This window comes from Namhaeicola litoreus (assembly GCF_042679565.1).
GTDB classification, from domain to species: Bacteria; Bacteroidota; Bacteroidia; order Flavobacteriales; family Flavobacteriaceae; genus Namhaeicola; species Namhaeicola litoreus.
On the sequence record NZ_JBHTMY010000001.1, the window covers coordinates 248,051 to 273,792 of the forward strand.

General features: G+C 35.4%; 24 protein-coding genes. 16 read left to right on the forward strand and 8 right to left on the reverse strand.

What is annotated here, in order from left to right; all coding sequences use genetic code 11:
• Positions 1 to 38: 38 nt before the first annotated feature.
• Positions 39 to 1,178 (reverse strand): 5-(carboxyamino)imidazole ribonucleotide synthase, encoded by a 1,140-nt coding sequence (locus ACFQ39_RS01105; RefSeq protein WP_377175577.1) that lies wholly within the window; start codon positions 1,176 to 1,178, stop codon positions 39 to 41.
• 12 nt (positions 1,179 to 1,190) lie between these two features.
• Positions 1,191 to 1,622 (reverse strand): hypothetical protein, encoded by a 432-nt coding sequence (locus ACFQ39_RS01110; RefSeq protein WP_377175579.1) that lies wholly within the window; start codon positions 1,620 to 1,622, stop codon positions 1,191 to 1,193.
• A 171-nt stretch (positions 1,623 to 1,793) separates the two neighbouring features.
• On the opposite strand from ACFQ39_RS01110, the gene greA reads away from it, so the two are divergent.
• A complete protein-coding gene (gene greA / locus ACFQ39_RS01115) occupies positions 1,794 to 2,270 on the forward strand; it encodes a transcription elongation factor GreA (RefSeq protein WP_377175581.1) in 477 nt (158 codons plus the stop codon).
• Positions 2,271 to 2,280: 10 nt separating this feature from the next.
• On the forward strand, positions 2,281 to 2,670 hold the full coding sequence (locus ACFQ39_RS01120) for an HIT family protein (RefSeq protein WP_377175583.1): 390 nt from the start codon (positions 2,281 to 2,283) through the stop codon (positions 2,668 to 2,670).
• On the opposite strand, the gene ACFQ39_RS01125 is transcribed toward ACFQ39_RS01120, so the two are convergent.
• Complete coding sequence (locus ACFQ39_RS01125) at positions 2,671 to 3,861, reverse strand: sensor histidine kinase (protein ID WP_377175585.1); 1,191 nt, start codon at positions 3,859 to 3,861, stop codon at positions 2,671 to 2,673.
• Positions 3,862 to 3,958: 97 nt separating this feature from the next.
• On the opposite strand from ACFQ39_RS01125, the gene ACFQ39_RS01130 reads away from it, so the two are divergent.
• From ACFQ39_RS01130 to ACFQ39_RS01150, 5 genes are read left to right on the forward strand one after another with little or no spacing between them, the layout of a single operon-like run.
• Positions 3,959 to 4,825, forward strand: coding sequence for a flavin reductase family protein (locus ACFQ39_RS01130; protein ID WP_377175587.1), 867 nt, complete (start codon positions 3,959 to 3,961; stop codon positions 4,823 to 4,825).
• Between the two features lie 3 nt (positions 4,826 to 4,828).
• Positions 4,829 to 5,197: a DUF3127 domain-containing protein gene (locus tag ACFQ39_RS01135; RefSeq protein ID WP_377175590.1), complete on the forward strand. Its 369-nt coding sequence runs from the start codon at positions 4,829 to 4,831 to the stop codon at positions 5,195 to 5,197.
• 60 nt (positions 5,198 to 5,257) lie between these two features.
• Entirely contained in the window at positions 5,258 to 5,911 is a 654-nt protein-coding gene (gene aat / locus ACFQ39_RS01140; RefSeq protein WP_377175592.1) for a leucyl/phenylalanyl-tRNA--protein transferase, read from the forward strand.
• Between the two features lie 32 nt (positions 5,912 to 5,943).
• Positions 5,944 to 6,273 (forward strand): nucleotide pyrophosphohydrolase, encoded by a 330-nt coding sequence (locus tag ACFQ39_RS01145; protein ID WP_377175593.1) that lies wholly within the window; start codon positions 5,944 to 5,946, stop codon positions 6,271 to 6,273.
• Positions 6,270 to 6,518, forward strand: a complete 249-nt coding sequence (locus ACFQ39_RS01150) for a hypothetical protein (RefSeq protein ID WP_377175595.1) — start codon at positions 6,270 to 6,272, stop codon at positions 6,516 to 6,518. Before ACFQ39_RS01145 ends, ACFQ39_RS01150 begins: the two co-directional genes overlap by 4 nt.
• Before the next feature lies 1 nt (position 6,519).
• Here ACFQ39_RS01150 and ACFQ39_RS01155 read toward each other — a convergent pair whose 3' ends face one another.
• On the reverse strand, positions 6,520 to 9,633 hold the full coding sequence (locus ACFQ39_RS01155) for a VPS10 domain-containing protein (protein WP_377175597.1): 3,114 nt from the start codon (positions 9,631 to 9,633) through the stop codon (positions 6,520 to 6,522).
• Between the two features lie 62 nt (positions 9,634 to 9,695).
• Between ACFQ39_RS01155 and ACFQ39_RS01160 the strand changes: the two genes are divergently transcribed.
• The gene (locus ACFQ39_RS01160; protein WP_377175599.1) at positions 9,696 to 10,907 is read left to right on the forward strand and encodes a 3-phosphoshikimate 1-carboxyvinyltransferase; all 1,212 of its coding nucleotides are present in this window, start codon (positions 9,696 to 9,698) and stop codon (positions 10,905 to 10,907) included.
• 1 nt (position 10,908) lies between these two features.
• On the opposite strand, the gene ACFQ39_RS01165 is transcribed toward ACFQ39_RS01160, so the two are convergent.
• Positions 10,909 to 11,829, reverse strand: a complete 921-nt coding sequence (locus ACFQ39_RS01165) for a polysaccharide deacetylase family protein (protein ID WP_377175601.1) — start codon at positions 11,827 to 11,829, stop codon at positions 10,909 to 10,911.
• Between the two features lie 8 nt (positions 11,830 to 11,837).
• Complete coding sequence (locus ACFQ39_RS01170; protein ID WP_377175603.1) at positions 11,838 to 12,338, reverse strand: GyrI-like domain-containing protein; 501 nt, start codon at positions 12,336 to 12,338, stop codon at positions 11,838 to 11,840.
• A 142-nt stretch (positions 12,339 to 12,480) separates the two neighbouring features.
• On the opposite strand from ACFQ39_RS01170, the gene ACFQ39_RS01175 reads away from it, so the two are divergent.
• A complete protein-coding gene (locus ACFQ39_RS01175) occupies positions 12,481 to 15,087 on the forward strand; it encodes a hypothetical protein (protein WP_377175605.1) in 2,607 nt (868 codons plus the stop codon).
• 3 nt (positions 15,088 to 15,090) lie between these two features.
• On the opposite strand, the gene ACFQ39_RS01180 is transcribed toward ACFQ39_RS01175, so the two are convergent.
• Positions 15,091 to 15,591, reverse strand: a complete 501-nt coding sequence (locus tag ACFQ39_RS01180) for a hypothetical protein (protein ID WP_377175607.1) — start codon at positions 15,589 to 15,591, stop codon at positions 15,091 to 15,093.
• Between the two features lie 235 nt (positions 15,592 to 15,826).
• Between ACFQ39_RS01180 and ACFQ39_RS01185 the strand changes: the two genes are divergently transcribed.
• Together ACFQ39_RS01185 and ACFQ39_RS01190 are read left to right on the forward strand one after the other, a co-directional pair.
• The gene (locus ACFQ39_RS01185; protein WP_377175609.1) at positions 15,827 to 16,666 is read left to right on the forward strand and encodes a GLPGLI family protein; all 840 of its coding nucleotides are present in this window, start codon (positions 15,827 to 15,829) and stop codon (positions 16,664 to 16,666) included.
• Between the two features lie 33 nt (positions 16,667 to 16,699).
• Positions 16,700 to 19,405, forward strand: coding sequence for a carboxypeptidase regulatory-like domain-containing protein (locus ACFQ39_RS01190; RefSeq protein WP_377175611.1), 2,706 nt, complete (start codon positions 16,700 to 16,702; stop codon positions 19,403 to 19,405).
• Between the two features lie 223 nt (positions 19,406 to 19,628).
• Here the strand turns inward: ACFQ39_RS01190 and ACFQ39_RS01195 are convergent, their stop codons facing one another.
• Entirely contained in the window at positions 19,629 to 20,963 is a 1,335-nt protein-coding gene (locus ACFQ39_RS01195; RefSeq protein ID WP_377175613.1) for a hypothetical protein, read from the reverse strand.
• A 97-nt stretch (positions 20,964 to 21,060) separates the two neighbouring features.
• On the opposite strand from ACFQ39_RS01195, the gene ACFQ39_RS01200 reads away from it, so the two are divergent.
• From ACFQ39_RS01200 to ACFQ39_RS01220, 5 genes are all read left to right on the forward strand, one after another.
• Positions 21,061 to 21,810, forward strand: coding sequence for a response regulator transcription factor (locus tag ACFQ39_RS01200; protein WP_377175616.1), 750 nt, complete (start codon positions 21,061 to 21,063; stop codon positions 21,808 to 21,810).
• Between the two features lie 131 nt (positions 21,811 to 21,941).
• Positions 21,942 to 22,661, forward strand: a complete 720-nt coding sequence (locus ACFQ39_RS01205) for a LuxR C-terminal-related transcriptional regulator (RefSeq protein WP_377175618.1) — start codon at positions 21,942 to 21,944, stop codon at positions 22,659 to 22,661.
• Positions 22,662 to 23,128: 467 nt separating this feature from the next.
• Complete coding sequence (locus tag ACFQ39_RS01210) at positions 23,129 to 24,427, forward strand: tyrosine-type recombinase/integrase (protein ID WP_377175620.1); 1,299 nt, start codon at positions 23,129 to 23,131, stop codon at positions 24,425 to 24,427.
• Positions 24,428 to 24,445: 18 nt separating this feature from the next.
• Positions 24,446 to 25,357, forward strand: a complete 912-nt coding sequence (locus tag ACFQ39_RS01215; protein WP_377175622.1) for a hypothetical protein — start codon at positions 24,446 to 24,448, stop codon at positions 25,355 to 25,357.
• A gap of 114 nt (positions 25,358 to 25,471) precedes the next feature.
• Entirely contained in the window at positions 25,472 to 25,741 is a 270-nt protein-coding gene (locus ACFQ39_RS01220; RefSeq protein ID WP_377175624.1) for a helix-turn-helix domain-containing protein, read from the forward strand.
• The last annotated feature ends 1 nt before the right edge of the window (position 25,742 follow it).

The following is a 25,742-nucleotide window of genomic DNA, read 5'->3' on the forward strand; positions in this document are numbered from 1 at the left end:
AAAGAAATCAGTATTTCCAATTGGATGAGCAGCACCTTTTAATTACTCTTCACAACAATTGTTTTTTTAACCAATTCTGCTATTCTCCTCGCCTCTTCCATATTTTCATTTACTATAGTAACGTGACCCATTTTTCTGAACGGTCGGGTTTCTTTTTTTCCGTAAATGTGTGGAGTTACTCCCTCAATCTCCATGATTTTTTCAATATTTTCATATCGCACAACACCCGAATATCCTTCTGCCCCTACCAAATTAACCATGACCCCGGCTACTTTGCTTTCCGTTTTTCCTAAAGGTAAATTCAATATGGCTCGCAAATGCTGTTCAAACTGGCTCGTATAAGAAGCTTCTATGCTGTAATGGCCGCTATTGTGGGTTCTAGGTGCTACCTCATTAATCAATATCTCATCATTTTCTGTTTGAAACATTTCTACGGCCAATAACCCGATATGTCCATAAGCTTCCGCTACATTCATAGCCGTTTGTCTGGCCTTTTGGGCGACAGCTTCAGGAATTCTTGCGGGGCAAATTACATATTCAACCTGATTGGCTACGGGGTGAAATTCCATTTCTACAACCGGGTAAGTACTTACTTCTCCGTTTTCGTTTCGCGCTACAATTACGGCCAATTCATTTTTAAATGGAATTAATTCCTCAGCGATACATTCCCCATCCGGCAATCCAATTAAATCCTTTTGATGTCGAATCATTTTTACGCCATTTCCATCATAACCAAATTTTGCCGATTTCCAAACAAAAGGAAATTCTATACTTTTTAAGTCCTCAACAATTTTAAAAACCTGAAAAGGTGCTGTCGGGATATTATTTTCTATATAGAATTGTTTTTGTCTGGCTTTATTTTGAATGATTTCTAAAACACTGGGTTGTGGATAAACTTTTAAACCTTCCTTCTCCAATTGCTTCAACGCTTCAATATTAACGTGTTCAATTTCAATGGTGAGCAAATCAACACTTTTGCCAAACTGATATACAGTTTCATAATCCATTAAATCTCCACAATGAAACTCATTGCAAATTTCACTGCACGGTGCATGTTTCGAAGGATCCAACATAACTGTAAAAACATCATATTTCTGTGTTTCTGTCAACAACATTCTGCCTAGTTGTCCACCTCCCAAAACACCTAATCTAAAATCAGATGAAAAATAATTTTTCAAACTTTCTTTCTTTTAAAAATTCGTAATTCGCAACACATTGCCGCCCTGTAATTCAGTCCTGTACTGTCTCGCTGCTACATTAATGCCATCCGTCAGCGGACCACCATCTAAAATACTAAATTCACTTTTATCACAAGCGCATTGCATAATGATGCTATTTCTGACCACCATAACAGAACAAGCTTGGGGTTCTAAATGGGGTGCACTTCGCTCGAATGCCACAAAATTATTGATGCCTGAACGGTAAATTACAATGCCCGAAATACCACCGTTTGTATAGGCCCAACCTCCAACAACCTGCAGATTAATGTATTCCGGATTGTTCAAAAATACAGTTTCATTGACAGGTACATTGGGTAATATTTGATTTGGATCATCGTTGCTATCAGAACAAGCCATAATCACCAAAAAAAGCAATCCAAATAAAACTTTCCAGTTAAACATAGGTTAGATTTTACAATCAGCTGACAAAAATAAGGCTGGCATTGTAATTAGCCCTGCAAGTTACAAATATTTTAATTTTAAAAATTATTTGTACATTTGTAATGAAATCTCATTCCAACACATTGGATTTGGGATTTTTTGTATTTATATCAGCTTTCAAAATGACGAATTATGAGTGAAGTTTCTTATTACACTGCTGCAGGATTAAAAAAATTACGTGACGAATTAGAGTATTTAGAGCATGTGGAACGCCCGCGTGTGACAAACGAAATTGCAGAAGCACGAGATAAAGGAGATTTGAGTGAAAATGCAGAATATCATGCGGCCAAAGAAGAACAATCTCACCTGGAATATAAAATCGCTCAACTTAAAAACACCCTTTCTAAAGCGAGATTGATTGACGAGTCTCAATTAGATAACTCGAAAGTGTTGGCTCTTTCTACGGTTAGAATCAAAAATCTCGACAATAAATTGGTGTTTACCTATACGCTAGTAGCTGATGCTATTGCCAATTTAGCAGAGGGAAAACTCTCTGTAAACTCTCCTATTGGCAAAGGACTTTTGGGTAAAAAAGTTGGTGAAATTGCTGAGATACAGGCACCAAAAGGTATCATGAAGTTCGAGATTTTAGAAATTACGCGATCTTAACCTAGACAAAATGAGCACTATTTTTACCAAAATCATAAAAGGAGAAATTCCAAGTTATAAAATTGCCGAAAACGATCAATTTTTTGCTTTTTTGGATATCAATCCAAATGCCATCGGTCATACTTTGGTTGTACCAAAAAAAGAAGTGAATAAAATCTTTGAGTTGGATAAAGAAACCTATCGCGGTTTAATGGATTATTCTTACGATATCGCTCAAGCCATTGAAAAGGTGGTTCCTTGCAAAAGAGTGGGTATGACTGTTATTGGATTGGAAGTTCCGCACGTACATGTCCATTTGATTCCTTTAAATAATATGAGTGACGCTACTTTTGGAAAAAAAATACAAATGGGGGAAGAAGATTTTAAAAAATTGGCCCAAAGAATATCTGCGGAACTTTAATTATTCAGCAATTAACTTTAACTCTATAGCAAAGGTAGTTCCCTTTCCAATCTCAGAATTCTTGACATAAATTCTACCATTGTGATAATCTTCAATAATTCTTTTGGTTAAAGACAGACCAAGCCCCCAACCTCTTTTTTTCGTAGTATATCCAGGGTCAAATATTTTTTTGTGAAGCCGTTTGAGTATACCTTTTCCTGTATCCGAAACCAAAACCAATGCATGGTTGTTTTCTCTTGAAATGGTGACAGTTAAATTTCCTTTACCCTGCATGGCATCGATAGCATTTTTAACTAGATTTTCGATCACCCAACTATACAATTGCTGATTTAAGTTAACCATCAGAGGCTTTCCGTATTCATCTTTAAAGTCAAATGTGATCTGCTTAAAACTCCTTGATTTAATATAACCGAAAGCATTCTTTGTCTCTTCAACCAAATCGATGGGTTCAAGTTTTGGAATGGATCCAATTTTCGAGAACCTGTCTGCAATAGTATTGAGTCTGTCAACATCTTTCTCAATTTCCGTTACAATATCTTCACTGGTATTTTCTAAACGCAACAACTCTACCCAGCCCAACAAGGAGGAGAGCGGTGTGCCGATTTGATGCGCCGTTTCTTTGGCCATACCAGCCCATAGTTTGTTTTGTTCCGCGACTTTATTCTGCTGAAAAACGAGGTAAATTATCGTTCCAAACAGCAATAAAATAAGTAAAAGTCCTAAAGGATAAAATTGTAATCGATTGAGTAAATCGGAATCTCTATAATAAATTCTTTGGGTAACATTTACATTGTCTTGTTTGTAATTCACAACCAAAGGTTCATTTTCGGCTTGCATTTTTCGCAACTGTTTATGCAGGTATAGTCGGTCTTTTTCAGGTAAGGAAGTAAATTTACTGGAATTTGCCACTCCCAGGTTTGCCCAGCGATAAATATCTCCATTATCATAGGTAACGATCATAGGAATACTGCTGTTACTCGCAATGATCTTTTCTTCCAGACTTACATCTACATCAAGGTCTACGTTGTTGAAATTTTCATAAGCAATGGCCAGAACTTCCATTTTTAGGCGTTCCTCATTTTTAAACTTCTGAAAAAACTGATTGGTATTCCATAGAATTAAAGCCACAATCAAAAAAGAAGCAATCGTAAGTGCCCACCTTATAATGGTCTTGGTTTCAGGGAAGTTCATATACAGCTTTAAGAATTCTAATACCTACAACTTTAAAAAGTTATAGTTATTATTTGATTTACAAATATTAGTTACTTTTGTTAAAAAATCAATACAATTGTTAACAATTCTTCCTAAAAATATTTCAACGCCTAAATTACACCAATATTTGTTAAGTGCAGTGGCACCTAGACCTATTGCTTTTGCAAGTACTTTAGACGAAAAAGGAAATCCTAATTTATCTCCTTTTAGTTTTTTTAATGTCTTTAGTGCCAATCCGCCTATTTTAATTTTTTCTCCTGCTAGAAGGGTTCGCGACAATTCAACTAAACACACCTTAGAAAACATTTTAAAAACTAAAGAAGTTGTCATCAACGTAGTAAATTACAACTTGGTGCAGCAAACTTCTTTAGCGAGTGTAGAATATCCTGAAGGTACAAATGAATTTATCAAAGCTGGATTAACCATGCTTAAATCAGAATTGGTAAAACCCTTTCGGGTGGCAGAATCCCCAATTCAGTTTGAATGCAAGGTCAATGAGGTAGTCCCACTTGGAAAAGAGGGAGGCGCCGGAAATCTGGTTATAGCCGAAATTGTTTGCATGCACATTCATGAAAGTGTTTTGAATGAACATGATGAAATTGATCAAAACGCATTAGATTTAGTGGCGAGGGCAGGTGCCAATGAATATTGTAGGGCTAAGAACGGTTTTTTTACAGTACCCAAACCCGTTTCTCATATGGGCATTGGCATAGATCATTTGCCTAAAGAAATTAGAAGTAGTAAGTGGCTCACAGGCAATGATTTGGGCAAGCTTGGAAACACTGAAAACTTGCCAAAAAAGAGCGATGTTGATAAGTTTTTGAAAGAGAATCCCCAATTCCTGAGGATAAAAACCAAAGAAAAACATATTTTTGCCAAAGAGTTTTTAGAAAAAAATGACATTGAAAGTGCGTTAAAAGTGCTTTTGATAAATGAGAAATAATCTATGGAAATAAACGGAAAAATAAAAAAAATCGACACTACTAAAACTTTTGGCAACAACGGATTTAGAAAAAGAGAAGTAGTAATTGTTACAGATGAACAATATCCTCAATTTTTATTAGTAGAATTTACACAAGACAAATGCGATTTATTAAACAGCTTTGCTGAGGGTGATTTAGTGAAAATCAGCATCAATTTAAGAGGTAGAGAATGGATCAATCCTGAAGGAGAAGCAAAATACTTCAATTCTATTCAAGGTTGGAGAATTGAAAAAGCCCAAGCAGGACATAGTTCTGTGCCACCGGTTGAAGCGCAAAGCTTTGTGCCCGCAGATAATTATAAAGACGAAGAACCGGATGACCTTCCTTTTTAAAAATATATCATTCAATTAAAACTTAAAACTGCACAGAATTTTTCTTTGCAGTTTTTTTGTATGTATATACTAGGTAAAAACATCTACTTTCCTCCTCCATCGAGTGCAGATGAAAATGGTCTATTGGCCATTGGTGGAGATCTTTCATCAGAACGATTAATATATGCTTATCAGAACGGTATTTTCCCATGGTTTAACCCGGGAGAACCTTTTATTTGGTATTGCCCTCCGGAACGCATGGTACTTTATTTCGATGAGTTAAAAGTGAGTAAAAGTATGAAACAACTTATACGAAGTGATCGGTTTGAACTTACTTATAACGAAAACTTTACGGAGGTGATCAGAAATTGCAAAACGATTTACAGACCAGATCAAGGTGGAACATGGATTACCGATGAAATGGAGCGAGCCTACATCGAACTCCACTACAAAGGTTTTGCAAAATCTGTAGAAGTTTGGGAAAATGGAGTACTGGTAGGTGGTTTATACGGCATCGATCTCGGCCATGTTTTTACCGGAGAAAGCATGTTTAGTAAAGTAAGTAATACTTCAAAACTTGCCTTTGTTTTTTTATGTGAGTCCTTGAAAAAAGACAATTATGCCTTACTGGATTGCCAGGTCTATAATCCACATTTAGAAAGGTTGGGTGCAAGGGAAATTCCTCGTTCAGAATTTTTAAAAGTGCTTCATAAGACAAGTCATAATAAGACTTGATTCTCTATATTTGTTTCTTAAAGAAAATATGCATGGATATTAAAAATGCCCAAATCGAAGTAGACAATTGGATCAAAGAACACGGAGTTCGATATTTTAATGAGCTTACCAACATGGCTCAATTAACCGAAGAAGTGGGAGAAGTCGCTCGAATTATTGCCCGTAGATACGGAGAACAAAGTGAAAAAGAAAGTGATAAATCTAAAGACCTCGGCGAAGAATTGGCCGATGTTCTATTTGTTTTACTCTGTTTGGCCAATCAAACGGGTATAGATCTTCAAGCTTCTTTTGATAAAAAAATGGATTTTAAAGCCAAACGCGATCACGATCGTCATCATAACAACGAAAAACTAAAATCATGACTTTTACAGAAAAAATAAAACATCCTCAGTTTTGGCCATTGACTTTCAAAGTTGCATTGACGTTTTTTGGAATATTGATCATTATATCACTTTTATTCAACAGTTTTTCAGCACTTATTCGCTTCGATTTTAGCAAAGTAGCCGAAGAAAATTTTACCGATGGTAAATGGCTGAACTTCTTCGGTATTAAGCTATTGGTTTCTTTGGTTTATGCCATTTGGACTACCTCGAGAAACATCAAATAAATCAGTTTTGATTTAGTTGTATTAAATCGATATCACTTTCTTTCACTTTTTGATTGAGCGCGGGGATATCTGTTTTAAAAATTTTATAGAGTTTATTAAGTTCTGTATCAATATCCTTAATCACTTCTTTTTTAAAAGCAACGGCTTGGTCTGTTGGTCTATAATCTCCCATCGAGGTAAGCGAGTTTAAATGCCCGAGTTTATTATTCAATTTGATTGGGTAATTTAATGGGTCCTGACCACTTTTGCTTTTCGTTTGATATAAATTATTCTCAATTTCTGTCATTTCCTTTTTCACTTTATCCGCCTCGGCCAACAATTCTTTAAACTTATCTTTATCGTCGATACTCCCTTCCAATTTTGTAATCTGTTCCTTGGCCTTGCTCACATTTTTAAGTGCCAAATGAGTTTCTGTCATCTTATCTCTTACCTCAATCATAAAATCAAATTGTTGCTGCAGATCTTGTTCTGTGCTTTGACTTCTTGGATCTTTAAGTAAATTGAATGACTGCTCGATTTTTTCTTTGTTGCTCTGCAATACCACAGAATATTTTCCGGGCAATGCGGTTGGTCCACTCAAAGAAGCCCACCACAAAATCATCCCTTCAACTTTTTCGGCAGAGGGATATTTCAAATCCCAATAAAAAACATTACTTCCTGGTTTCACTTTTAATTCCTCTTCATTTTTCTTTTTATCGGCATGTGTAGAATATTTTTTGATGAGTTGTTTTTTGGCATCGTAAAAAGTCAAAGCTATAGTGTCATTTTTAGTTGTGTCTTTTACATAAAAATATACGGGTAAGCCACCATAATGATTCTCACCTGCGGTTTTTGATTTTGCTCCTCGACCCCCCGACATCCGATAGGCATCCTTAGGTTGATACAAAACCATCGATTTGCTTTCCATATTCTGCTGGGTTTGATGTAAAGGCGTTAGGTCATCTATCATCCAAAAAGCCCTGCCCTGGGTTGCCGCAATCAATTGGTCATCTTTGATCGCCAGATCTGTAATTGGAACTACGGGTAAATTCAACTGAAATTTTTGCCAATTCAATCCGTCGTCAAAGCTCAGGTACATCCCTTTTTCTGTTCCGGCATACAACAAGCCTTTCCTTTTTGGATCTGCCCTTAAAGCACGTGCAAAATCCTCATTACCGATGCCATTCACGATCAAATTCCATGATTTTCCATAATTCACGGTTTTGTAAATATAGGGTTGATAATCGCCGGATTTATATTTCGTGCCCACAATATAAGCACCTCCTTTGTTGAATGGATCTATTTCGATACAGTTGATCATCATCCAGTCGGGCATATTCTTAGGACTAACATTTTGCCAATCCTTTCCTCCGTTCTTGCTAACATGTACCAATCCATCATCAGAACCTGCCCAAATCAGCCCATTTTCAAATGGGGATTCTGTCGCCGCGAAAATAGTTCCATAATATTCTACTCCTGTATTATCTTGAGTAATGGGTCCACCTGAAGATTTGAGAGTTTTTGGATCATTTCTTGTCAGATCAGGACTAATCACTTCCCAAGATTGTCCTTCATTTTTAGTAACATGTAAATGGTTTGATGCTGCGTATAATTTTTTAGGTTCATTGGGTGAAAAAAAGATGGGAAAATTCCATTGAAAACGATACTTAAAATCTTCAGCCCCATGTCCCATTGGATTATCAGGCCAAACATTGATTGCTCTCACTTCTTTGGTTTTATGATCTACTCGGGTTAAAAATCCGCCATAACTACCACCATAAACAATATCATTATTAGTAGGATCTACCGCAATATGAGCACTTTCACTTCCCGCAGTTTCTTCCCAGTCACGCTCGCTAATATACCTGCCATCTGTTCTATGGCTTATTCTAACGGTTGAATTATCTTGTTGGGCACCATAAATTCGGTATGGAAAATGGTTATCCGTAACAACTCTGTAAAACTGGGCCGTAGGTTGATTGTTATATGTCGACCAATTTTCTCCCGCATCAAAACTTACCTGTGCACCTCCATCGTCTGCAATAATCATCCTTTGATTGTCTTCAGGAGCGATCCATAAATCATGGTGGTCTCCATGGGGGGCATTAAAACTAGCAAAAGTTTTACCCCCATCTTTAGAAACGTGGTACTGAACATTCATCACATACACAATACTCTCATCTTGCGTATCCGCATAAATTCTGGTATAATACCATGCCCTTTGTCTTAAATCTCTTTCGCTATTAAGTAACTTCCAGGTTTTTCCTCCATCATTCGACTTATACACACCCCCTTTTTCGTTTTCGATCAATGCCCAAACATTGTCTGAGTTCTGATAAGAAACAGCTACTCCCACAATTCCCCAAACTCCTTTTGGCAAACCTTCATTGGCAGATAAATTCGTCCAGGTATCTCCCCCGTCAACACTTTTCCAAATCGCCGAACCTTCACCTCCACTAGACAAACTGTAAGGGGTTCTTCTCACATTCCATGTGGTAGCAAACAAAATTCTGGGATTATTTGGATCGATCACTAGATCGACAGCACCTGCATCTTTATTGGCAAACAAGACTCTTTTCCAAGTCTTACCTCCATCTATACTTTTATAAACACCCCGTTCTTCTGAAGATTTATACAAATCCCCCATGACAGCCGCATATACAATGTCATCATTTTTTGGGTGAATTCTAACTCTGGTAATGTGTCTCGATTTTGGTAAACCGATGTGATGCCATGTTTTCCCGGCATCTACTGATTTCCATATACCGTCCCCAGAAGAAACATTTCCCCTAACGGTCACTTCGCCCATGCCTACATAGATTACATTGTTATCCCACTCGCTCACTGCAACAGCTCCTACAGAACCCCCAAAAAAACCATCAGAAATATTTTCCCAAGAATTGCCTGCATCAGTAGTTCTCCATACGCCCCCTCCCGTTGCGCCCATATAAAACAAGTTGGCTTTACCTGGAACACCAGTTACTGCTGCACTTCGACCCCCACGAAAAGGACCAATATTGCGCCATTGGATAGCATCATAAATTTGTTCAGGATATTTGTTTAATTTCTTTTGTGCGTTACCTTTGTGACCCACTGCAAAAAGCAGACAACAAACTAGTAGAATTATTTTTTTCATGAATTTCGGTAAAAGACGATTTTTGAGTTAAAAAATAAATGTAAAAATGAAGTTTCTAAATTATGGATTTAAGTCTTGATTACACAAATAAATCACTCAAAAAAACCGGAATAATTATATCAGGATCAAAAAGTGAATCCAACCGATTATTGATTCTTCAGAAATTATTTCCTAACCTTGTATTAGAAAATTTATCAGACTCTGATGACACCATCCACCTAAAGGATGCATTGACTTCTGAATCAGACACAGTAAATATTGGTCATGCAGGGACAGCCATGCGTTTTTTAACTGCTTATTTTGCTTCAAAACCAGACTCGCATATTGTTTTAACCGGGTCATCCAGAATGCAGGAAAGACCAATCCAAATTTTGGTGAATGCTTTGCGTGATCTCGGTGCATCAATTAACTATGCAAATAACGACGGTTTTCCTCCGCTTAAAATAACAGGAAAAACACTCGAAAAACAAAAGGTGAAAATGAAGGGAAATGTAAGTTCTCAATATATTTCTGCACTTTTATTAATTGCTCCCTCATTAGAAAACGGTTTAGAAATTGAATTAGAAGGTGAAATTACCTCTGCTCCTTATTTACAGATGACGGTCACTTTATTAGAAAAACTAGGTGTGAAAGTGGATTGGAAAGGTCAATCTATCAAAGTCTATCCCAAGAACAATATTGATAATTGTACAATTACGGTGGAATCAGATTGGAGCTCAGCCTCTTATTTTTACAGTTTGGTAGCTTTGTCTCAAAATGGTGAATTGAACCTGTCCGCCTATTTTAAAGAAAGTTTACAAGGCGACAGTCGTTTAGTTGAAATTTACAGAGCTTTTGGTGTAGAGACAACGTATCAAGAAAACGGTATCACATTAAAAAAAATAAAAGATTTTGACCTTCAACCGATTTCCTTGAATCTCATCGAGCAGCCGGATATTGCACAAACAATTGCAGTCACTTGCTTTGGTCTCGGAATTGCCTGTGATTTGACAGGGCTACATACCTTAAAAATCAAAGAGACAGACAGATTGGAGGCTTTAAAAAATGAACTCAGCAAATTAGGTGCTGAGATTTTTGTAACAGATAAAAGTTTGCATTTAAAGGCTTCGCCACAAATGAACGCCGATGTTTTGATTAAAACCTACAACGATCACAGAATGGCTATGGCTTTTGCGCCTTTGGCGATAAAAATTCCTATACAAATTCAAGATGCAGAAGTAGTTAGTAAATCTTACAAACATTTTTGGCGCGATTTAGACAGCGTTTTTACCTAATTTATCGAACGAGCTTATCTCTTATTTCCCGCCAGGTTAACAATTGAATATTATTCTCTTTTAGTAAATTTTTGCATTTTTCGCTTGTGAAAAAATCCAAATCCTGTTGTCTCCATTTTGCACCGTAATCTTCGTGTTCAATGGTTGCAGACTCAAGTTCATCCGTAAGATGAGCGGTATGCAATAAAATAGCATGAACGCCGGGTTGGAGTTTTTGGAGAACCTTTGTGTAATAAGTCGCTAATCCCGATTGATAGTCTTTTGGTTCTGCCGTAAAAACACGATCTAAGACAAGATCAGATTCTTCGAGCAAATCAGGTGACAAACCATAGTTTTCAAGGGCCGCCTTGCTGAGTAAAACAGGCAATTTATATTTTTTCCCCAATCGTTTATAGACTTGAAATAAGTCCGGATTGAGAAATAGCGCTCCCATGTGTGTATCCAAATGCGTAACATCTACACCTTTGCTTAATGCAAGATCGATCTGAGCCCTGAGTTCATTTTCTACTTCTGCGGCATTCGCATTCCTGTCTATGATCTCCAGATTTTCATGTAAAAAACCGCTTTCATCAATTAATGTCCGCCCATCTTCAGTACCCAATACAGGCCTCCATTTATAATATTTCCATTCACTGTTCAGGGTGAGATGTATTCCAAAATCACCGTACGGATGGTCTTTTGCATAGGCTGCAATTTCAGAAAACCAAGGGCAAGGTACCATAAGACTAGCTGAATTGACAGAACCTTTTTCCATAGCTAAAATACTACCACTGTTTTGCGCATGTGCCATTCCCAAATCATCGGCATGAATAATGAGTAATTTTGCCGTTTTCGGATAACCCAATCTTTCTTGTAAAGTTTTTTGCGCTGAGATGGACAGTCCCATAAACGTAAAAAACAAGAAAATATATTTTCGTTTCATAAACAACTCTAGTTAGCTTTTAATTTTATAGGAATAAAGACATCTTCGATAGAATTTGGGTTATGGGGACCCAAATAGCGATGATCAAACACTTCAAAATGTGGATGGTTTTCTAAGACATAATCAGAATCAGGCAGCCACTGGGAAAAAAAATAAAACAAAGCTTTAGAAAAATCCATCACAGTTCCGGTGTGGACAAAAGTGGCATAGGAACCTTGCGGAATCAATATTGATTCCATTCCTTCAGGGATTTGACCTATCTTTTCTACCTCAACAGCGGCCCATCTGTCAAAATCAGTTTCAGAAGTAAATTGAATTGGATCGAAATGATGATAATTCTGTAGAGAATAAAAGCGATCATCCTTTCTATTACTAATTTCTTTCACTCTTGGCTTAAACTTTTTCCAGAGACTAACGGCTTCATTTTTTTGAAGATTTGTATTCATTTTCATCCCTACCAATGCAGTGGATGACAACTCTACTACGGTTATTGAACAGGGTTTGATCATTTTTTAATCGTATAAGGTCTAAAATTGCCCTAAATATTTATTATACACAAATGTTTTCGAATAAATTAAGCGATGGAAAATACCAAAAAGACATATAAAAGTGCATCAAAAAGAATAACTTGGTCCTGAAATTTACAATTTTATGCAGAGTATCTCAACCAGGTCAATTCATTTTAAATTACGCCAATCTCTTTTTTTTCTCCTCTTCGTTTGCAACCTAATTGCTCAGGAAAAAGAAGAAAAAAACAATGTGTTTGTGGATAAAAATGGTGTGATGAGATGGGAAAATAATAAGAGTGAGGTACATGGTTTCGGAGTAAATTATACGATGCCTTTCGCACATGCCTACAGACAAGCCAAAAAAATGGACATCGACCCAAAAAAGGCTATCGATCAGGAAGTTTATCATTTTTGGCGCTTGGGTTTCGACCTTTATCGCGTGCATGTTTGGGATACGCAGATCAGCGATGTCAAAGGCAATCTTCTTGAAAATGAACACCTCGACACATTTGATTATTTACTCTATAAATTAAAAGAATACAACATCAATTATGTCATCACACCGATTGCTTTTTGGGGAGATGGCTGGCCAGAAAGTGATACGGAAACACCCGGGTTTTCAAATACTTATGGCAAAGACCAGTGCTTGGTCAATGAAGATGCAATTAAAGCACAGGAAAACTATTTGTATCAATTTCTTATTCATCAAAATCCTTACACAAAGCTTTCCTATAAAGATGATCCAAGTGTAATTGCTTTTGAAGTGAGCAATGAGCCTCACCATAGAGGTACTCCTGAAGAAGTTCAGGCTTTCGTGCGACGCATGGTTCAATCGATACGCAAAACAGGAACCAAAAAACCAATTTTTTACAATATGAGTCATGCTATTCAATATACAGAAGAATATTTGGCAGCAGGCATTCAGGGGGGAACATTTCAATGGTATCCCACAGGATTGGGTTATCAAAGAGAATTGTCGGGTAATTTATTGCCGAATGTAAATGAATATGATATTCCATTTGAAAAGAAAATGAAAGCAAAGAATGCTGCTAAATTGGTTTATGAATTCGATGCAGCCGATGTAGATAAATCTTATATCTATCCTGCCATGGCACGAAGTTTTAGAACTGCAGGGATACAGATTGCCACCCATTTTGCCTACGACCCTACTTTTTTAGCTCCTTATAATACCGAATACAATACCCACTATATGAATTTGGCTTATGCTCCTCAGAAAGCACTAGGTCTTAAAATATCCTCGGAAGTATTTCGTCAAATACCACTTTACCAAACATTTGAAAAATATCCTCAAAATCTAAACTTTTACGATTTTCATATTGACTACGAAAGTGATTTGGCAGAATACAATACCGATACTAAATTTTTCTATACTAACCATACCCAAACTCTACCCAAAAATCAACAGAAACTCAGAGAAATTGCGGGTTTTGGAAATTCGCGTATCATTCAATACAAAGGCGCAGGTGCTTATTTTTTAGACAAATTAGGCGATGGTACTTGGCGATTGGAAGTGATGCCTGACGCTTTGCGTGTGCGAGATCCTTTTGGGAAAAATAGTCCTGAAAAAATTGTGACAGTCATCCAATGGAACGAAAATGATATGACCATTCATTTAAACAATTTGGGGAATACTTTTTCTATAAAAGGCTTGAACGAAGGAAATAACTATGAGGCGAATACGTCCAACGGACAGTTTAAAATTACACCAGGAACTTATCTGCTATCAAAAGAAATCAGCACGAATAATGGAAAGATTTCAAATCAATTCAAATCCAGTGAATTGAATACGTTTTTTGCACCAAAAGCTAACCTAGATCAAAACTGGTTAAAAAATATTACACAAAAAATAGCGATAGAAAATACTTCTTTTAAGATAAAGACACAATTTATTTCTCCTGCTTCACCAAAGAAAATAGAAGTGATGGGTTATCTCAATAACCAGTATATGACATTCACCATGCAAAAAACTGGAACGTTCGACTATGAAGTTGAAATTCCTTCAAATACCCTTTTTCATGGTTATTTTAGATACCATATTATTGTGCAAGAAAATGAAAAGGATTTTTACACCTATCCCGCAGAAAAAAAAGGGAGGCCTTATGATTGGGATTTTTACGACAAAAGCACTTATGAAATAGAAATAATTCCCCCATCTTTTCCCATTGAATTGTTCAATGCTAAAGAAGATGCAACACTTTTGGTGGCTCCATGGAGAAATACATTTAAATTAGTCCCGTCACCAATAGGAACTTCCGCATACCAAATCAATCTGGAGGAACTATTTGTAAAAGACCCCGAAAATACTGAGGCTAAACCACTTTACGACTATTCGTTCAAACATTATATAGTAGACGAGATCCAAGCGCTAGAAGCCGCTTTACCCACAAAAACAAAACTTGTTTTTTACGGAAAATCACTCAATAATAAACCTTGTAAATTACAGATCGCACTAGTGATGAATGACGGACACGCCTATGGTAAAGTTATAGAAATTGATCCACTAACAAAAGACTATGGCCTCAATTTGTCTGACTTAAAACCGGTGAGAACAGTTACTTTACCTAGGCCTTACCCTACATTTCTGCCGTATTATTTAGATCATCAACTCACATCGCCTTTTGATTTGACAAAAGTTGAAAGTGTGCAATTTTCTATTGGACCTGAAATTCCAAAAGACGCACTAAATCAAAAGCACGGTATCGAAATCGTCAGTTTAAGACTTGAGTAAGTTTTACTTTCTTTCAAAAGTTTGTATGTTTCCTGCTTTAGCCACCTCTTTTAAACTAGAGATATCAACAGCGTCTACATTATCTGCAGGAAGTACAACTACCCTAAAAACCTGATTTTGCGTCCATTCGGATCCAAGAAGTCCAAAATCTATGGTCCCGTCTAGGAAGATACTTACATCATCTTGGGTAAAATCAAAATTGTATTGTAACTGTCCTTCCTGAAATTCGACGATCTGCGGCAACAACCTCCAAATTGGCTGTCCATTTGTCACATCCCATTGAATATAAACAAGTGTTACATCAGATGGAAATACATCAAATCCATAAGGTTCTACAATACTATAACCATTTTGCGCGGTAAAATCAACTTCAATTTCGAAGGCACTCGCAAGGAAAATAGCACCATCATCTCCAGGTAGACCGGGAGGTCCGGGAGGGCCCGCAGGACCTTCACAAGCAATAGACAAAAGAACAATGAACAATAGGGAAATAATTTTTTTCATGATGATCAAATATTTCTTTAAAGATACTATTTCTGGATGACAGAGAAAAGTAAGTCGAGAATTACCTTTTTCACAAGTAAAACTCAGGATACATTTTAAAATCAAACAAGACAAATTGTTGTCATTCGCTTTCTCTGAAAGTTAAGATATATTCGAATCTTAAATTTTCTTATCAATTTACCTGTTTTGTTTAACTTTTAATGTACATTTGTTAAACAAAATAATTTATGTAACAATGAAAACATCATTCCTTTCCCAAAAACCTCTACTTTTTTTTACAATGCTTATGCCCTTGTTTTTATTTGCACAAGATTTTCAAGGCAAGGCTTATTATTTTTCCAAGTCTACCATGGAACTCGGCAGTTTTGGAGCAACCATGAGCGAAGCTCAGAAAAAACAAATCCAAGAGCGTTTAAAAAACAGGTTAGAGAAAACCTATATTCTAACATTTAACAAAGAAGAATCTACTTTTAAAGAAGATGAAAAAATAGATGCAATCTCTGGTGCAACTGATAGTTGGGGTAAAAACTTCTCTCCAGGTGAGCAGTATAAAAATATAAAAACAAAAACCCTATTGCAAAGACAAGAGTTTTATGGCAAACAATTTTTAATCAAAGACGATTTACTCTCTGTCAATTGGAAAATAGGAACTGAAACAAAAAAGATCGGTCAATACACTTGTTTTAGAGCGACTGCTTCGATCCCTTCATCAGATCTTGCTTGGTATGACTTTTCATGGGACAGTTTAAGAAATAGAGAGCAAAAAAAAGATAGTGTAGGTGATGCTATAATAAAAGACATTAAAATGACAGATGTCGTGGCATGGTACACGCCACAAGTTCCTTTAAGCCAAGGGCCTTTAGAATATTGGGGATTACCGGGTTTGATCCTAGAAATTAATGTAGGTGGTACAACTATTTTGTGCTCAAAAATAGTGATGAATCCCGAAGAGAAAAGCAAAATTGAAGCGCCAGATAAAGGAAAAATTGTATCAAAACAGGAATATCAAGAAATCATTTCGAGTAAAATGCAAGAAATGAGGGATAATCGTGGGAGACAGAGCAGTAGAAGGTAATTCTATTATTTAATTTATTTCTAAGCCAATCTCATGATAAAAATTATCCTACTTGTAATGCTGTGCTCAATCAATATTACTTTTTCACAAATTAAATTTGATGGTGTTGTAAAAGATAGTCTGGGAGGTCCTTTAGAATTGGCTAATGTGATTGCTATAAATGAAGAAACCAGCAATCTTGAAGCTTATTCGATCACTGACGAAAATGGCTATTTTTCAATGACCCTTGGAGAAAATGGTAAATATAAATTTCAAATCAGCTACATCGGTATGAAAAGTACGGAAGAAATCGTTGTAATTGAAAATTCTGATATCACAAGAAATTTTATTCTTCAAGCTGACATTACCCTGGACGAGATCGAATTGACCTACGAAATGCCCGTAACCATAAAAGGTGATACTATCGTTTATAATGCAGATTCTTTTAAAAACGGGTCTGAAAGGAAATTGGAAGATGTATTGGAAAAACTTCCGGGAGTTGAAATAAATGAAGATGGACAAATAGAGATAGAAGGAAAAGTGGTAAATAAACTAATGGTAAATGGAAAAGATTTTTTTGACGGCGACACAAAAATTGCTACGAAAAATATCCCCTCCAATGCTGTTGATAAAATCCAGGTATTACGAAATTACTCGGAGGTGAGTCAACTGAGCAGTGTAACAAATAACAGTGACAGTTTTGCCTTAAATATCAAACTAAAAGAAGGTAAAGAAAATTTCTGGTTTGGTAATATCAATGCTGGTGGTGGATACTCAGCGGCAGACAAAGGACTCTATTTACTCCAGCCAAAACTATTTTATTATTCGCCTAAATTCACGTTTAACTTTATTGGAGACATGAATAATATTGGTGAGGTAGTTCTCACGCCACGAGATCTCCGCAACTTTGGAGGTGGTTTCAGAGTTCCTAGTAGAGGCAGCGGAACAGATCTAAATCTAGGAAATAATGATCTCAGCTTTTTAACCAGTCAAAACAATGCCTTGGCTATAGAAAACAGATTGGGTGCCACAAATTTTAGTTGGGCTGTATATAGTGCTTTAGATATAAGTGGATTTGCAATTTTTAACAGTAGCCTCATCGACTCAAAAAGGAGAAGCATTACTGAATTTACTGATTCCGATTTAGGTATTCCCATAGAAATAACAGACCAAACAAGCAAAGAACGTTCGAATCAAGCTTTATTAAAATTGAGCGCTTCATATAAACCCAATGCGAATAACCAATTGGATTATGATATTTTAGGACGTGTTTCCACAGACAAACAAATACAAAATTTATTATCTTCTGTTGTTGGAAATACTTTTCAGTTGGATGAAACGTCACCTTACAGTATCAACCAGAACCTGAATTACTATTACACGCTAAATGAAAATAATATTTTCGCATTCGAAGCTCAGCATTTACTCAGAGATGAAGACCCTTTTTACAATGCTATCATAGAAAACAAAGAAAATTATCAATCAACCGCTGCGAGTTTAGGCTTAGATGAAAATCAGGAGAATTATAATATCGCTCAAACCAGGCGTATCAAGTCAAATCAATTGGACGCCAAACTTGATTATTACTATATAATTAATGCGAAAAGCAATCTCAATTTGACCCTCGGAACTATTTTAAGTCGACAAGAATTTAATTCTAACTTATTCCAATTTTTGGATGATGGCTCAGAATTCAATCCGATTCCAACATTTAACGGTGGATTGGCCAACAATGATGTAGCGTATAATTTTAGCGATATTTACCTAGGAGCACATTATCGTTTAAAGGCAGGAAAAATTACCATTACCCCAGGTTTTTCGATCCATTCTTATGCAAATAAGAATACCCAATTAGGTGAGGTATACGAAGATAATTTTTTTAGAATTATGCCGGATTTTGAAACACGTATACAATTCAAAAATAGCGAAATTCTAACCTTTAGGTACGATATGCGAAATCAATTCACAGATGTGACCAAACTTGCACATGGCTTGGTTTTAAATAATTTTAGTAGCATACAGTTTGGTGAACCTGAATTACAAAATGCTTTATCACATAACTTAAGCTTGATCTATTCTAGTTTTAATTTATTTAACTATACCAATGTTTTTGCTCGTTTAGCCTATTCTCAAAATATAGACCAAATCAGAAACATCACTTTTTTCGAAAATGTCATTAACACCAGTACCTTTTTCAATTCTAGCTTTGCAGATGAAAGTACAACCATGTTCGGGCGTGTTCAGCGCACATTTGGAAAAGTGATCGCTTCAATAAATATGAATTTAAATTACAGTAAAATAAACCAGTTTATAGATGAAAGAAGATCTCAAAATACAGAATTTACACAGAGTTACACGCCGGGTGTCCGCACAAATTTTAAAAAAGCCCCCAATGTGAGCTTAAATTATAATTATAGAATTGCTACGAATAACCAAGGAACAAATGAAACAATTTTTTATACCCATGCTCCTTACATAGATTTTGATGCTTACATCTGGGAATCTGTTACTTTTCGAACAGATTATACCTATACAAGACAAACCCTGAAAGGTGGGAATAGTGGTACATTTCAAACTTGGAATGCTTCATTGGCATACAGAAAAAACAGAGATGCCAAATGGGAATACGAAATTGTGGCGACAAATTTATTGGACATCGACTCAAAGCTAACCAACACGGCAACCAATCTTTTTGTGTCTCAATCACAGATTTTTATACAACCTCGATTGATTACTTTTAGGTTGAGATATGAAATATGATTTACTGGCTATCAAAGTACAATGACCACTTGTAGTTGAGACTACACTTATATGGATTGGGAAAACTTGTCTTCATAAGTTTCTTTGCGAAAAAACCTATTCATTTCAACAGATAAACTTGGTGCATATAACTTTATATTCGAAGCAAACTATAAAGAACAGTTTATTGTTTACATGGAGTTGAACCTTCCTCCCACTTACAAACCTGCTTGTTTTATGCTTATTATAAAAAATAAGTCTTGTCCAAACTATACAACCTTATTCTTTTGTCTTCCTTGGATTTGACCGATCGAATCAGATCCTCCCTTTCATTTAATAGAGTTTGCAGTTTAATGTTCAATTCTGCGATTTTCTGCACTTTTATTCTTTCATTGTGAGCTGGACTAAATTGAGGTTTTTCTACGATACCTAATATAGCGGAAGAAGTAACTCTTTTGTTCTCGATCAATAGATGAAGGATTTTCATGGTTTCCTCATCACATTCGGTAAATTTATTCTTGTACTGTAAACCATTGCTAAGCAGTGCAATTCTTTTTTTCCTTTTATTAAAGCGATAGAACCATCGGACCATTAAAAAAAGTAGTACGGCTAACAAACCATAGCCTAGTATAGGATAAAACCGGGTCCAGGAAGTTTTATAAAACTTCTCCTCAGATATCATTAATCCAAAAAACTCCTCTTTTGGAGCGATCCTCAAGAATGCGTCCTTACCAACACCGAGCGTATAAACTACCTTGTCATCCATCATCATAAGTATCCCGATACCGCCCATCTTGCTTTTATGACTTTTTCGATAGATAGTCTTGCGATTATTTAGAATATCTATCTCTGTGACATCGTTATCTTGAAAGATATATTTCAACTCACCCTGTTGAATCTGGAAGAGGTAATTATTGTCTTTGTCGACTGGATTATCACAGGTGCCTAGATAATCCCATTTTCCGTCTGAAAATGTATAGCGCCAAACCTCATCTGTCTTGAACATCTCCACCCTGTTAAGGGGGTTAAGCTTTATGCCGTTGTACAAATATAATCTGTCCGAGGTATGGATCACTTCAGGCCAAGCGATCTCAGGAGCTTCATTTTTAGTGTCATGATGTTGGTGATATTCCCACTCCCTGGTACCCCTATCGAAATAGGTAAAGAAATTATGGATGGTCCAAAACCCGTAACCTCCGTATCTAAAGATTTTGCCATCACGCTCGAACAACACATTTCCATTTTGCATTTTGTGTTCATAGGAATTGTCGATCCTGGCAATTGAATCGTTTTGCATTTCAAAGACTAGTCCGCCATTGCGGCTGAGAAAATAAGGAATCGAATCAATCAACACAGACGCAAGTGGGCCAAAGTAAAAATCAGGATCCTTTTTTAAAGTTCTGGTTCTTTGTTCCAGCGTTTTCAGATCAACTACGGTGTAATAATCTTCATAAAACATCAAAATACGTTGATGAACCGGGTCAGAAATATACATTTTCGCACCATTTGAATCACCAATATAAAGTTGTTGCGCAATGCTCGTAAACCCTATAAAAACAAGTAAAAAAAATAATCTCATTATTATGCGACAATATATAAAACCTAAAAATACGATATAATTTTGAACATGATGTTTACCTGAAGGGAATTTAGACATAGATAATAAAGATCGGATCATGAAAATCACAAAACAACTAAACACTTATCTCAATAAACTATCAGATAACAATTTGCTCGTGGGTAGTTCGGTTAAAAAGAGTTTTGGCAATGGCCTTTATTTAAAAGGGCAAGATTGTCATTGTCTACTAGACTTACGCAAACAGGAAATCGTTGAACCAACAGGCTTTAGATCTTTCATGGGTTACCGAAACGATGACATCAATCTTGACTTTTTGCTTAAAATCATTCACCCTGAGGATTATACTCTAGCAGATAGGATCATTCAATTGATGATAGGACACTGTATGGCAAACCCGGACATACAAAATCCGTTTCAATTAAACCTCACCTGCAGGTATAAAACGAAAAACAATGAATACATAAATATACTCAATCAGCTAACCATCGCAGAGATGACCGCTGAAGGTTATCCCATAAAATTATTGTTAGAACTTCGAGATATTTCCTTTATTAAAACATCTACACATGTGAGTTGGGTCTTTCATTCTCCTTACTTAGATATCGGCGAGTTTAGAGAACAGGTCTATCTACCCTATCAAAACAACTTTACTCATAGAGAACTGCAAGTAATACGTGAAATGGCAAGTGGAAAAACCAACAAAAGTATAGCCCGAACCCTGTTTATAAGTGAGCTGACAGTAGCAACGCATCGAAAAAACATCCTGCGCAAAGCTGATTGCCACTCTGTTCATGAACTTATTAATCATACTAAAGAAAAAGGAATCATTTTGGAGAAAGTTTCTTGAAATATACCCTTGAAGGGTATTTGTTTTACTTATTAGAAATCATATTTTCCCCATCCTAGTTAAAAGAAATTAGGATGGCCTCCATAATGTGGGAATAAACATATTTTCGGACTTGGATGAAAGACAATGACATGCTTCAGTTTCTGGCAGAATTGCCTACGAACTTCAAAAAAATGCAGATCAACGGGCAAGATTTCATAGATTATGAAAACATCCTATTGCAATCCAATGAATGTATTTTTGTAGTAGATTTTTTTAAAAATGCACTGGTATACGCAAACGGATTTCCAAACACTTGGGGTTATGAGGATGAAGAAATTACCCTTGAGTTGATCATAGAAAATATTCATCCTGATGATAAAGAACTTGTGAATAAAATTATCAAAGCAGCCATCTTACATTCAATTCAACATGTGGGCTCTGTAAATGAAAACATTCTAACAATGACCTACCGTTGCAAAAAAAAAGACAAGACCTATGCCAAATATTTAAGCCAATCTGTTGCCCTCAAAACAGACGATAATGGCGCCATGGTAAAAAATCTTGTAAGACTTACAGACATCTCATTTATAGACAGTTCAAATCATGTGTTTTGGGATTTTCATTCCAATGGTCTGAACAAAAAGAAATTCAAAAAAATGATCTACGAAGAACAAATTTCAATTTTCACGAACAGGGAATTGGAGGTTATCCAAATGATCTTAAAAAATCTGTCCAACCAGGAGATTAGCAAACAGCTCAACATTAGTATAAATACAGTTAGTACACATAGAAAAAATATTATGAGAAAATCGGGTTGCCATAATGCCCATGAACTCATTGATTTTTGCAAAGGGAAAGGGATACTCTAATTCTTTTCGATCCCAGGTTGTTAATTTAAGCCACTCCTCTCACTAAAATATTTAGAAAAATTTTAATACATTCTTGGATTTAGATTGAATTTTAAAGATTAGAAATAATAAAATTTTCAATTTATAAAAAACCTTTGACCGCTAGAAAAGAATGCAAATTGGAGTAGAAAATACTAATCATAATCAACTCAAATTCATTTATTTCCAGCTAACGAGTAATAGCAGAATAAACAAAAAAACCGAAACAGATGTTTCGGTTTTTTTACTCGTACTCGGAGCGGGACTTATTCTACTATATTATATACAATTCTATCCAATTTCTACCATAGCATAAATACCTATTTATCAATCTTTTAAATTATCATTCCGCATTATTGGTCATTCGTTTAAATTGTTTTACCTTTATTTTAATTGTGCATTACTGTGCAATTACTGTGCAAGTTTGATTTAATCTAATCATTCAGATTATGGCAAAAATTTTTTATTACTATCGTTCCAAAAAAAATATTGGTCCTATTACTATACGTCTATCCCATAAAAATGACATTGATTATTTTGTAAATACACAGCTTTTTATTGAAAAAACTTTTTGGAATTTTAACAAGGGAATTCCCAAGACCACTGATGACAAGGCAAAAAAAGCAAAGGTGGATCTGACAAACCTTGAAAGATCAATTCTGGAAAGTTTTAATGCAGATTATAATGATGGAATACCTATTTCTAAAGATTGGCTGCAGTTTAAAGTTGATCTTTTCTTCAAAAGAGTCACATTAAACAGTGTTAGCGATATTTTATTGGATAATATTCAACGCATTATTGATGGCGCGAGCATAAGGAGAAATAGTAAAGGGGGTATTGGTCTATCTAAAAGCCGGATAAACAGTTACAATAACCTGAAGAAACTGCTCATGTCCTTCCAGAAGGATCTGAAAAAAGTTATGAAAATAAAGGATGTCAACTTACAGTTCGCTCAAGAATTTAAAACCTACATGAAGGATAAAGGATACTCCAATAGTTACCTTGAAAAGAAACTTTCGGATATTAAAACTGTTTGTCTTGATGCCCAAATTAATGGCATCGAAACCAGTATTCAGTTACCAAAAGTAACCGGTTTGAAAGTTAAAAATGACTTTATTATCTATCTTAATGAAGATGATTTAGTAAAGATCAAATCCAAAGAATTTAAGAGTGCAGCGCATAAAAATGCAAAACGATGGCTTTTATTGGGGGCTATGATTGGTCAAAGAGGCAATGATCTTTTATCACTTACCAATCAGAATATAATCTACCAACATGGAATTAAATTAATAGAATTAGTTCAAGAGAAAGGTAACAAGCGTGTTGTCATTCCTTTCTCTCCGGAAATGGAGGACCTCTTAAAAGATGGCTTTCCTCATCGAATAAGTATTCAAAAATTCAATTCTTATTTGAAGGAGATTTGCAAGAATGCTGAAATAAATGAGCCGACCATAGGCTCTTTATATAATAAAGAACTAAAAAGAAAGGTAGTTGGCACGTATGAGAAATGGCAGCTGATTTCTTCACATGATTTGAGAAGAAGTATGGCCAGTAATAATTACGGTAAAATGCCTACACCCTTGATTATGAGTATCACCGGACACAAAACAGAAGCTATGTTGTTGAGGTATATTGGCAAAACCTCTGATGACTTCGCCCAGCAAATTGCTGATTATTATTTAAGACAGGCAGCACTTACAAATAAATCGGCTGATGAATTAACAAATGAAATGAGAATCGTCAATTAAATACAATTACAAAAGACCATGACCCAAAATTTTAGACTTACATGCTTCAGTAAATATTTTACTTTAAAACCGATAGCAGAAACTCCCATATTGGTAACAATAAATAATGGGGAGGATGCCATTACTGAAAATTTTGATTGTTTTAATTTAATGGCATTCGTTTATGGTTTCAATAAAATAATCAATGAAATACAGGTAGAAATTGAAGAAAATTTTGTGAATAAGTCAAATATGGGCTCCTACATAAAATTAGTTGAACATTGCAGAAAAAGACTGGAAGATTCTTTAAAAAATAGCACATCCAATATCCTCAATGTTAGGGCTATATTTGAAGATTACAAAATGAAATTTAACGGTATAGATGATATTCTAAAAATGAGCCCTAATTGCGATTTGTATAATAATTTGGTATATGAATGGCCCGAGTCAATGCTTCATTATGATAAAAATTCTTATAAAATAATAGACACCCATACCGGTTATGATGATGTCATTAGAGTTCAAAATGAATTATTTAATTACGTAAAGGAGCAAACGGTTAAAATAATTTTGGACCATATGAACAGTTTCATTCCTCAAAATGTTAGTTCTAAATCAAAAAAAACTTTTAGAGAATATTTTAATTTTGACAAATTTGACGAAAAAAAATTAAATAAGTTAAAAGTACTCGGTACCAGTACAAATGGTTCTGGAAGATCAATTGCATTAATTATCGGCCTCTTAGTTGAAAAATCATTTGTAACTATTGAAAACCGTAAGCGTAAAAAGTTTATAGAAGAATTTTATGAATTTTGTGAATTAGTTGTTCCATTTAGAACTGCTGGTATTGATTGTTATTTAGATTCTAATAATAAATTTAAAAATGCTGAAGATCCGGATTATATTAATTATAAACAGAGGTTCTCCGATATAAACTTTGAATTGAAATAAAAATAATCATTTGTCTATTTGTTTTCATTTGTTAACAATTGCAAACAATTGCATATCAGTGTTTTATGTTTTATTGTGTTGTAATATTGCGGTATAACTTTAAATACTTATACCGTGAACCGAAAAATCATCACCGAGTTAACCCCGGAAGAACTTCAAGATTATATCAATAAGGGTTTAGATTTATATCTGAATATTCAGAAAAATAAACTTCAAGAAGAAGACAAATACCTCACAAGAAAGGAAGCCGCTGCATTGCTTAGCATCAACCTGTCAACGCTTTGGTCTTACACTAAAAGTGGCAAGATTCCATGTTATTCCATAGGAAATAGGATATATTACAAACGTAGTGAAATTGAAGCCTCACTAATTAAAATCAATTAGG

Bases quoted from the DNA above. Each gene is read 5' to 3' on its own strand.
- ACFQ39_RS01110 (WP_377175579.1), bottom strand. From the start codon at position 1,622: ATGTTTAACTGGAAAGTTTTATTTGGATTGCTTTTTTTGGTGATTATG.
- greA (WP_377175581.1), top strand. From the start codon at position 1,794: ATGAGTGAAGTTTCTTATTACACTGCTGCAGGATTAAAAAAATTACGT.
- ACFQ39_RS01120 (WP_377175583.1), top strand. From the start codon at position 2,281: ATGAGCACTATTTTTACCAAAATCATAAAAGGAGAAATTCCAAGTTAT.
- ACFQ39_RS01125 (WP_377175585.1), bottom strand. From the start codon at position 3,861: ATGAACTTCCCTGAAACCAAGACCATTATAAGGTGGGCACTTACGATT.
- ACFQ39_RS01135 (WP_377175590.1), top strand. From the start codon at position 4,829: ATGGAAATAAACGGAAAAATAAAAAAAATCGACACTACTAAAACTTTT.
- aat (WP_377175592.1), top strand. From the start codon at position 5,258: ATGTATATACTAGGTAAAAACATCTACTTTCCTCCTCCATCGAGTGCA.
- ACFQ39_RS01145 (WP_377175593.1), top strand. From the start codon at position 5,944: ATGGATATTAAAAATGCCCAAATCGAAGTAGACAATTGGATCAAAGAA.
- ACFQ39_RS01150 (WP_377175595.1), top strand. From the start codon at position 6,270: ATGACTTTTACAGAAAAAATAAAACATCCTCAGTTTTGGCCATTGACT.
- ACFQ39_RS01155 (WP_377175597.1), bottom strand. From the start codon at position 9,633: ATGAAAAAAATAATTCTACTAGTTTGTTGTCTGCTTTTTGCAGTGGGT.
- ACFQ39_RS01160 (WP_377175599.1), top strand. From the start codon at position 9,696: ATGGATTTAAGTCTTGATTACACAAATAAATCACTCAAAAAAACCGGA.
- ACFQ39_RS01165 (WP_377175601.1), bottom strand. From the start codon at position 11,829: ATGAAACGAAAATATATTTTCTTGTTTTTTACGTTTATGGGACTGTCC.
- ACFQ39_RS01170 (WP_377175603.1), bottom strand. From the start codon at position 12,338: ATGATCAAACCCTGTTCAATAACCGTAGTAGAGTTGTCATCCACTGCA.
- ACFQ39_RS01175 (WP_377175605.1), top strand. From the start codon at position 12,481: ATGCAGAGTATCTCAACCAGGTCAATTCATTTTAAATTACGCCAATCT.
- ACFQ39_RS01180 (WP_377175607.1), bottom strand. From the start codon at position 15,591: ATGAAAAAAATTATTTCCCTATTGTTCATTGTTCTTTTGTCTATTGCT.
- ACFQ39_RS01185 (WP_377175609.1), top strand. From the start codon at position 15,827: ATGAAAACATCATTCCTTTCCCAAAAACCTCTACTTTTTTTTACAATG.
- ACFQ39_RS01190 (WP_377175611.1), top strand. From the start codon at position 16,700: ATGATAAAAATTATCCTACTTGTAATGCTGTGCTCAATCAATATTACT.
- ACFQ39_RS01195 (WP_377175613.1), bottom strand. From the start codon at position 20,963: ATGAGATTATTTTTTTTACTTGTTTTTATAGGGTTTACGAGCATTGCG.
- ACFQ39_RS01200 (WP_377175616.1), top strand. From the start codon at position 21,061: ATGAAAATCACAAAACAACTAAACACTTATCTCAATAAACTATCAGAT.
- ACFQ39_RS01205 (WP_377175618.1), top strand. From the start codon at position 21,942: ATGCTTCAGTTTCTGGCAGAATTGCCTACGAACTTCAAAAAAATGCAG.
- ACFQ39_RS01210 (WP_377175620.1), top strand. From the start codon at position 23,129: ATGGCAAAAATTTTTTATTACTATCGTTCCAAAAAAAATATTGGTCCT.
- ACFQ39_RS01215 (WP_377175622.1), top strand. From the start codon at position 24,446: ATGACCCAAAATTTTAGACTTACATGCTTCAGTAAATATTTTACTTTA.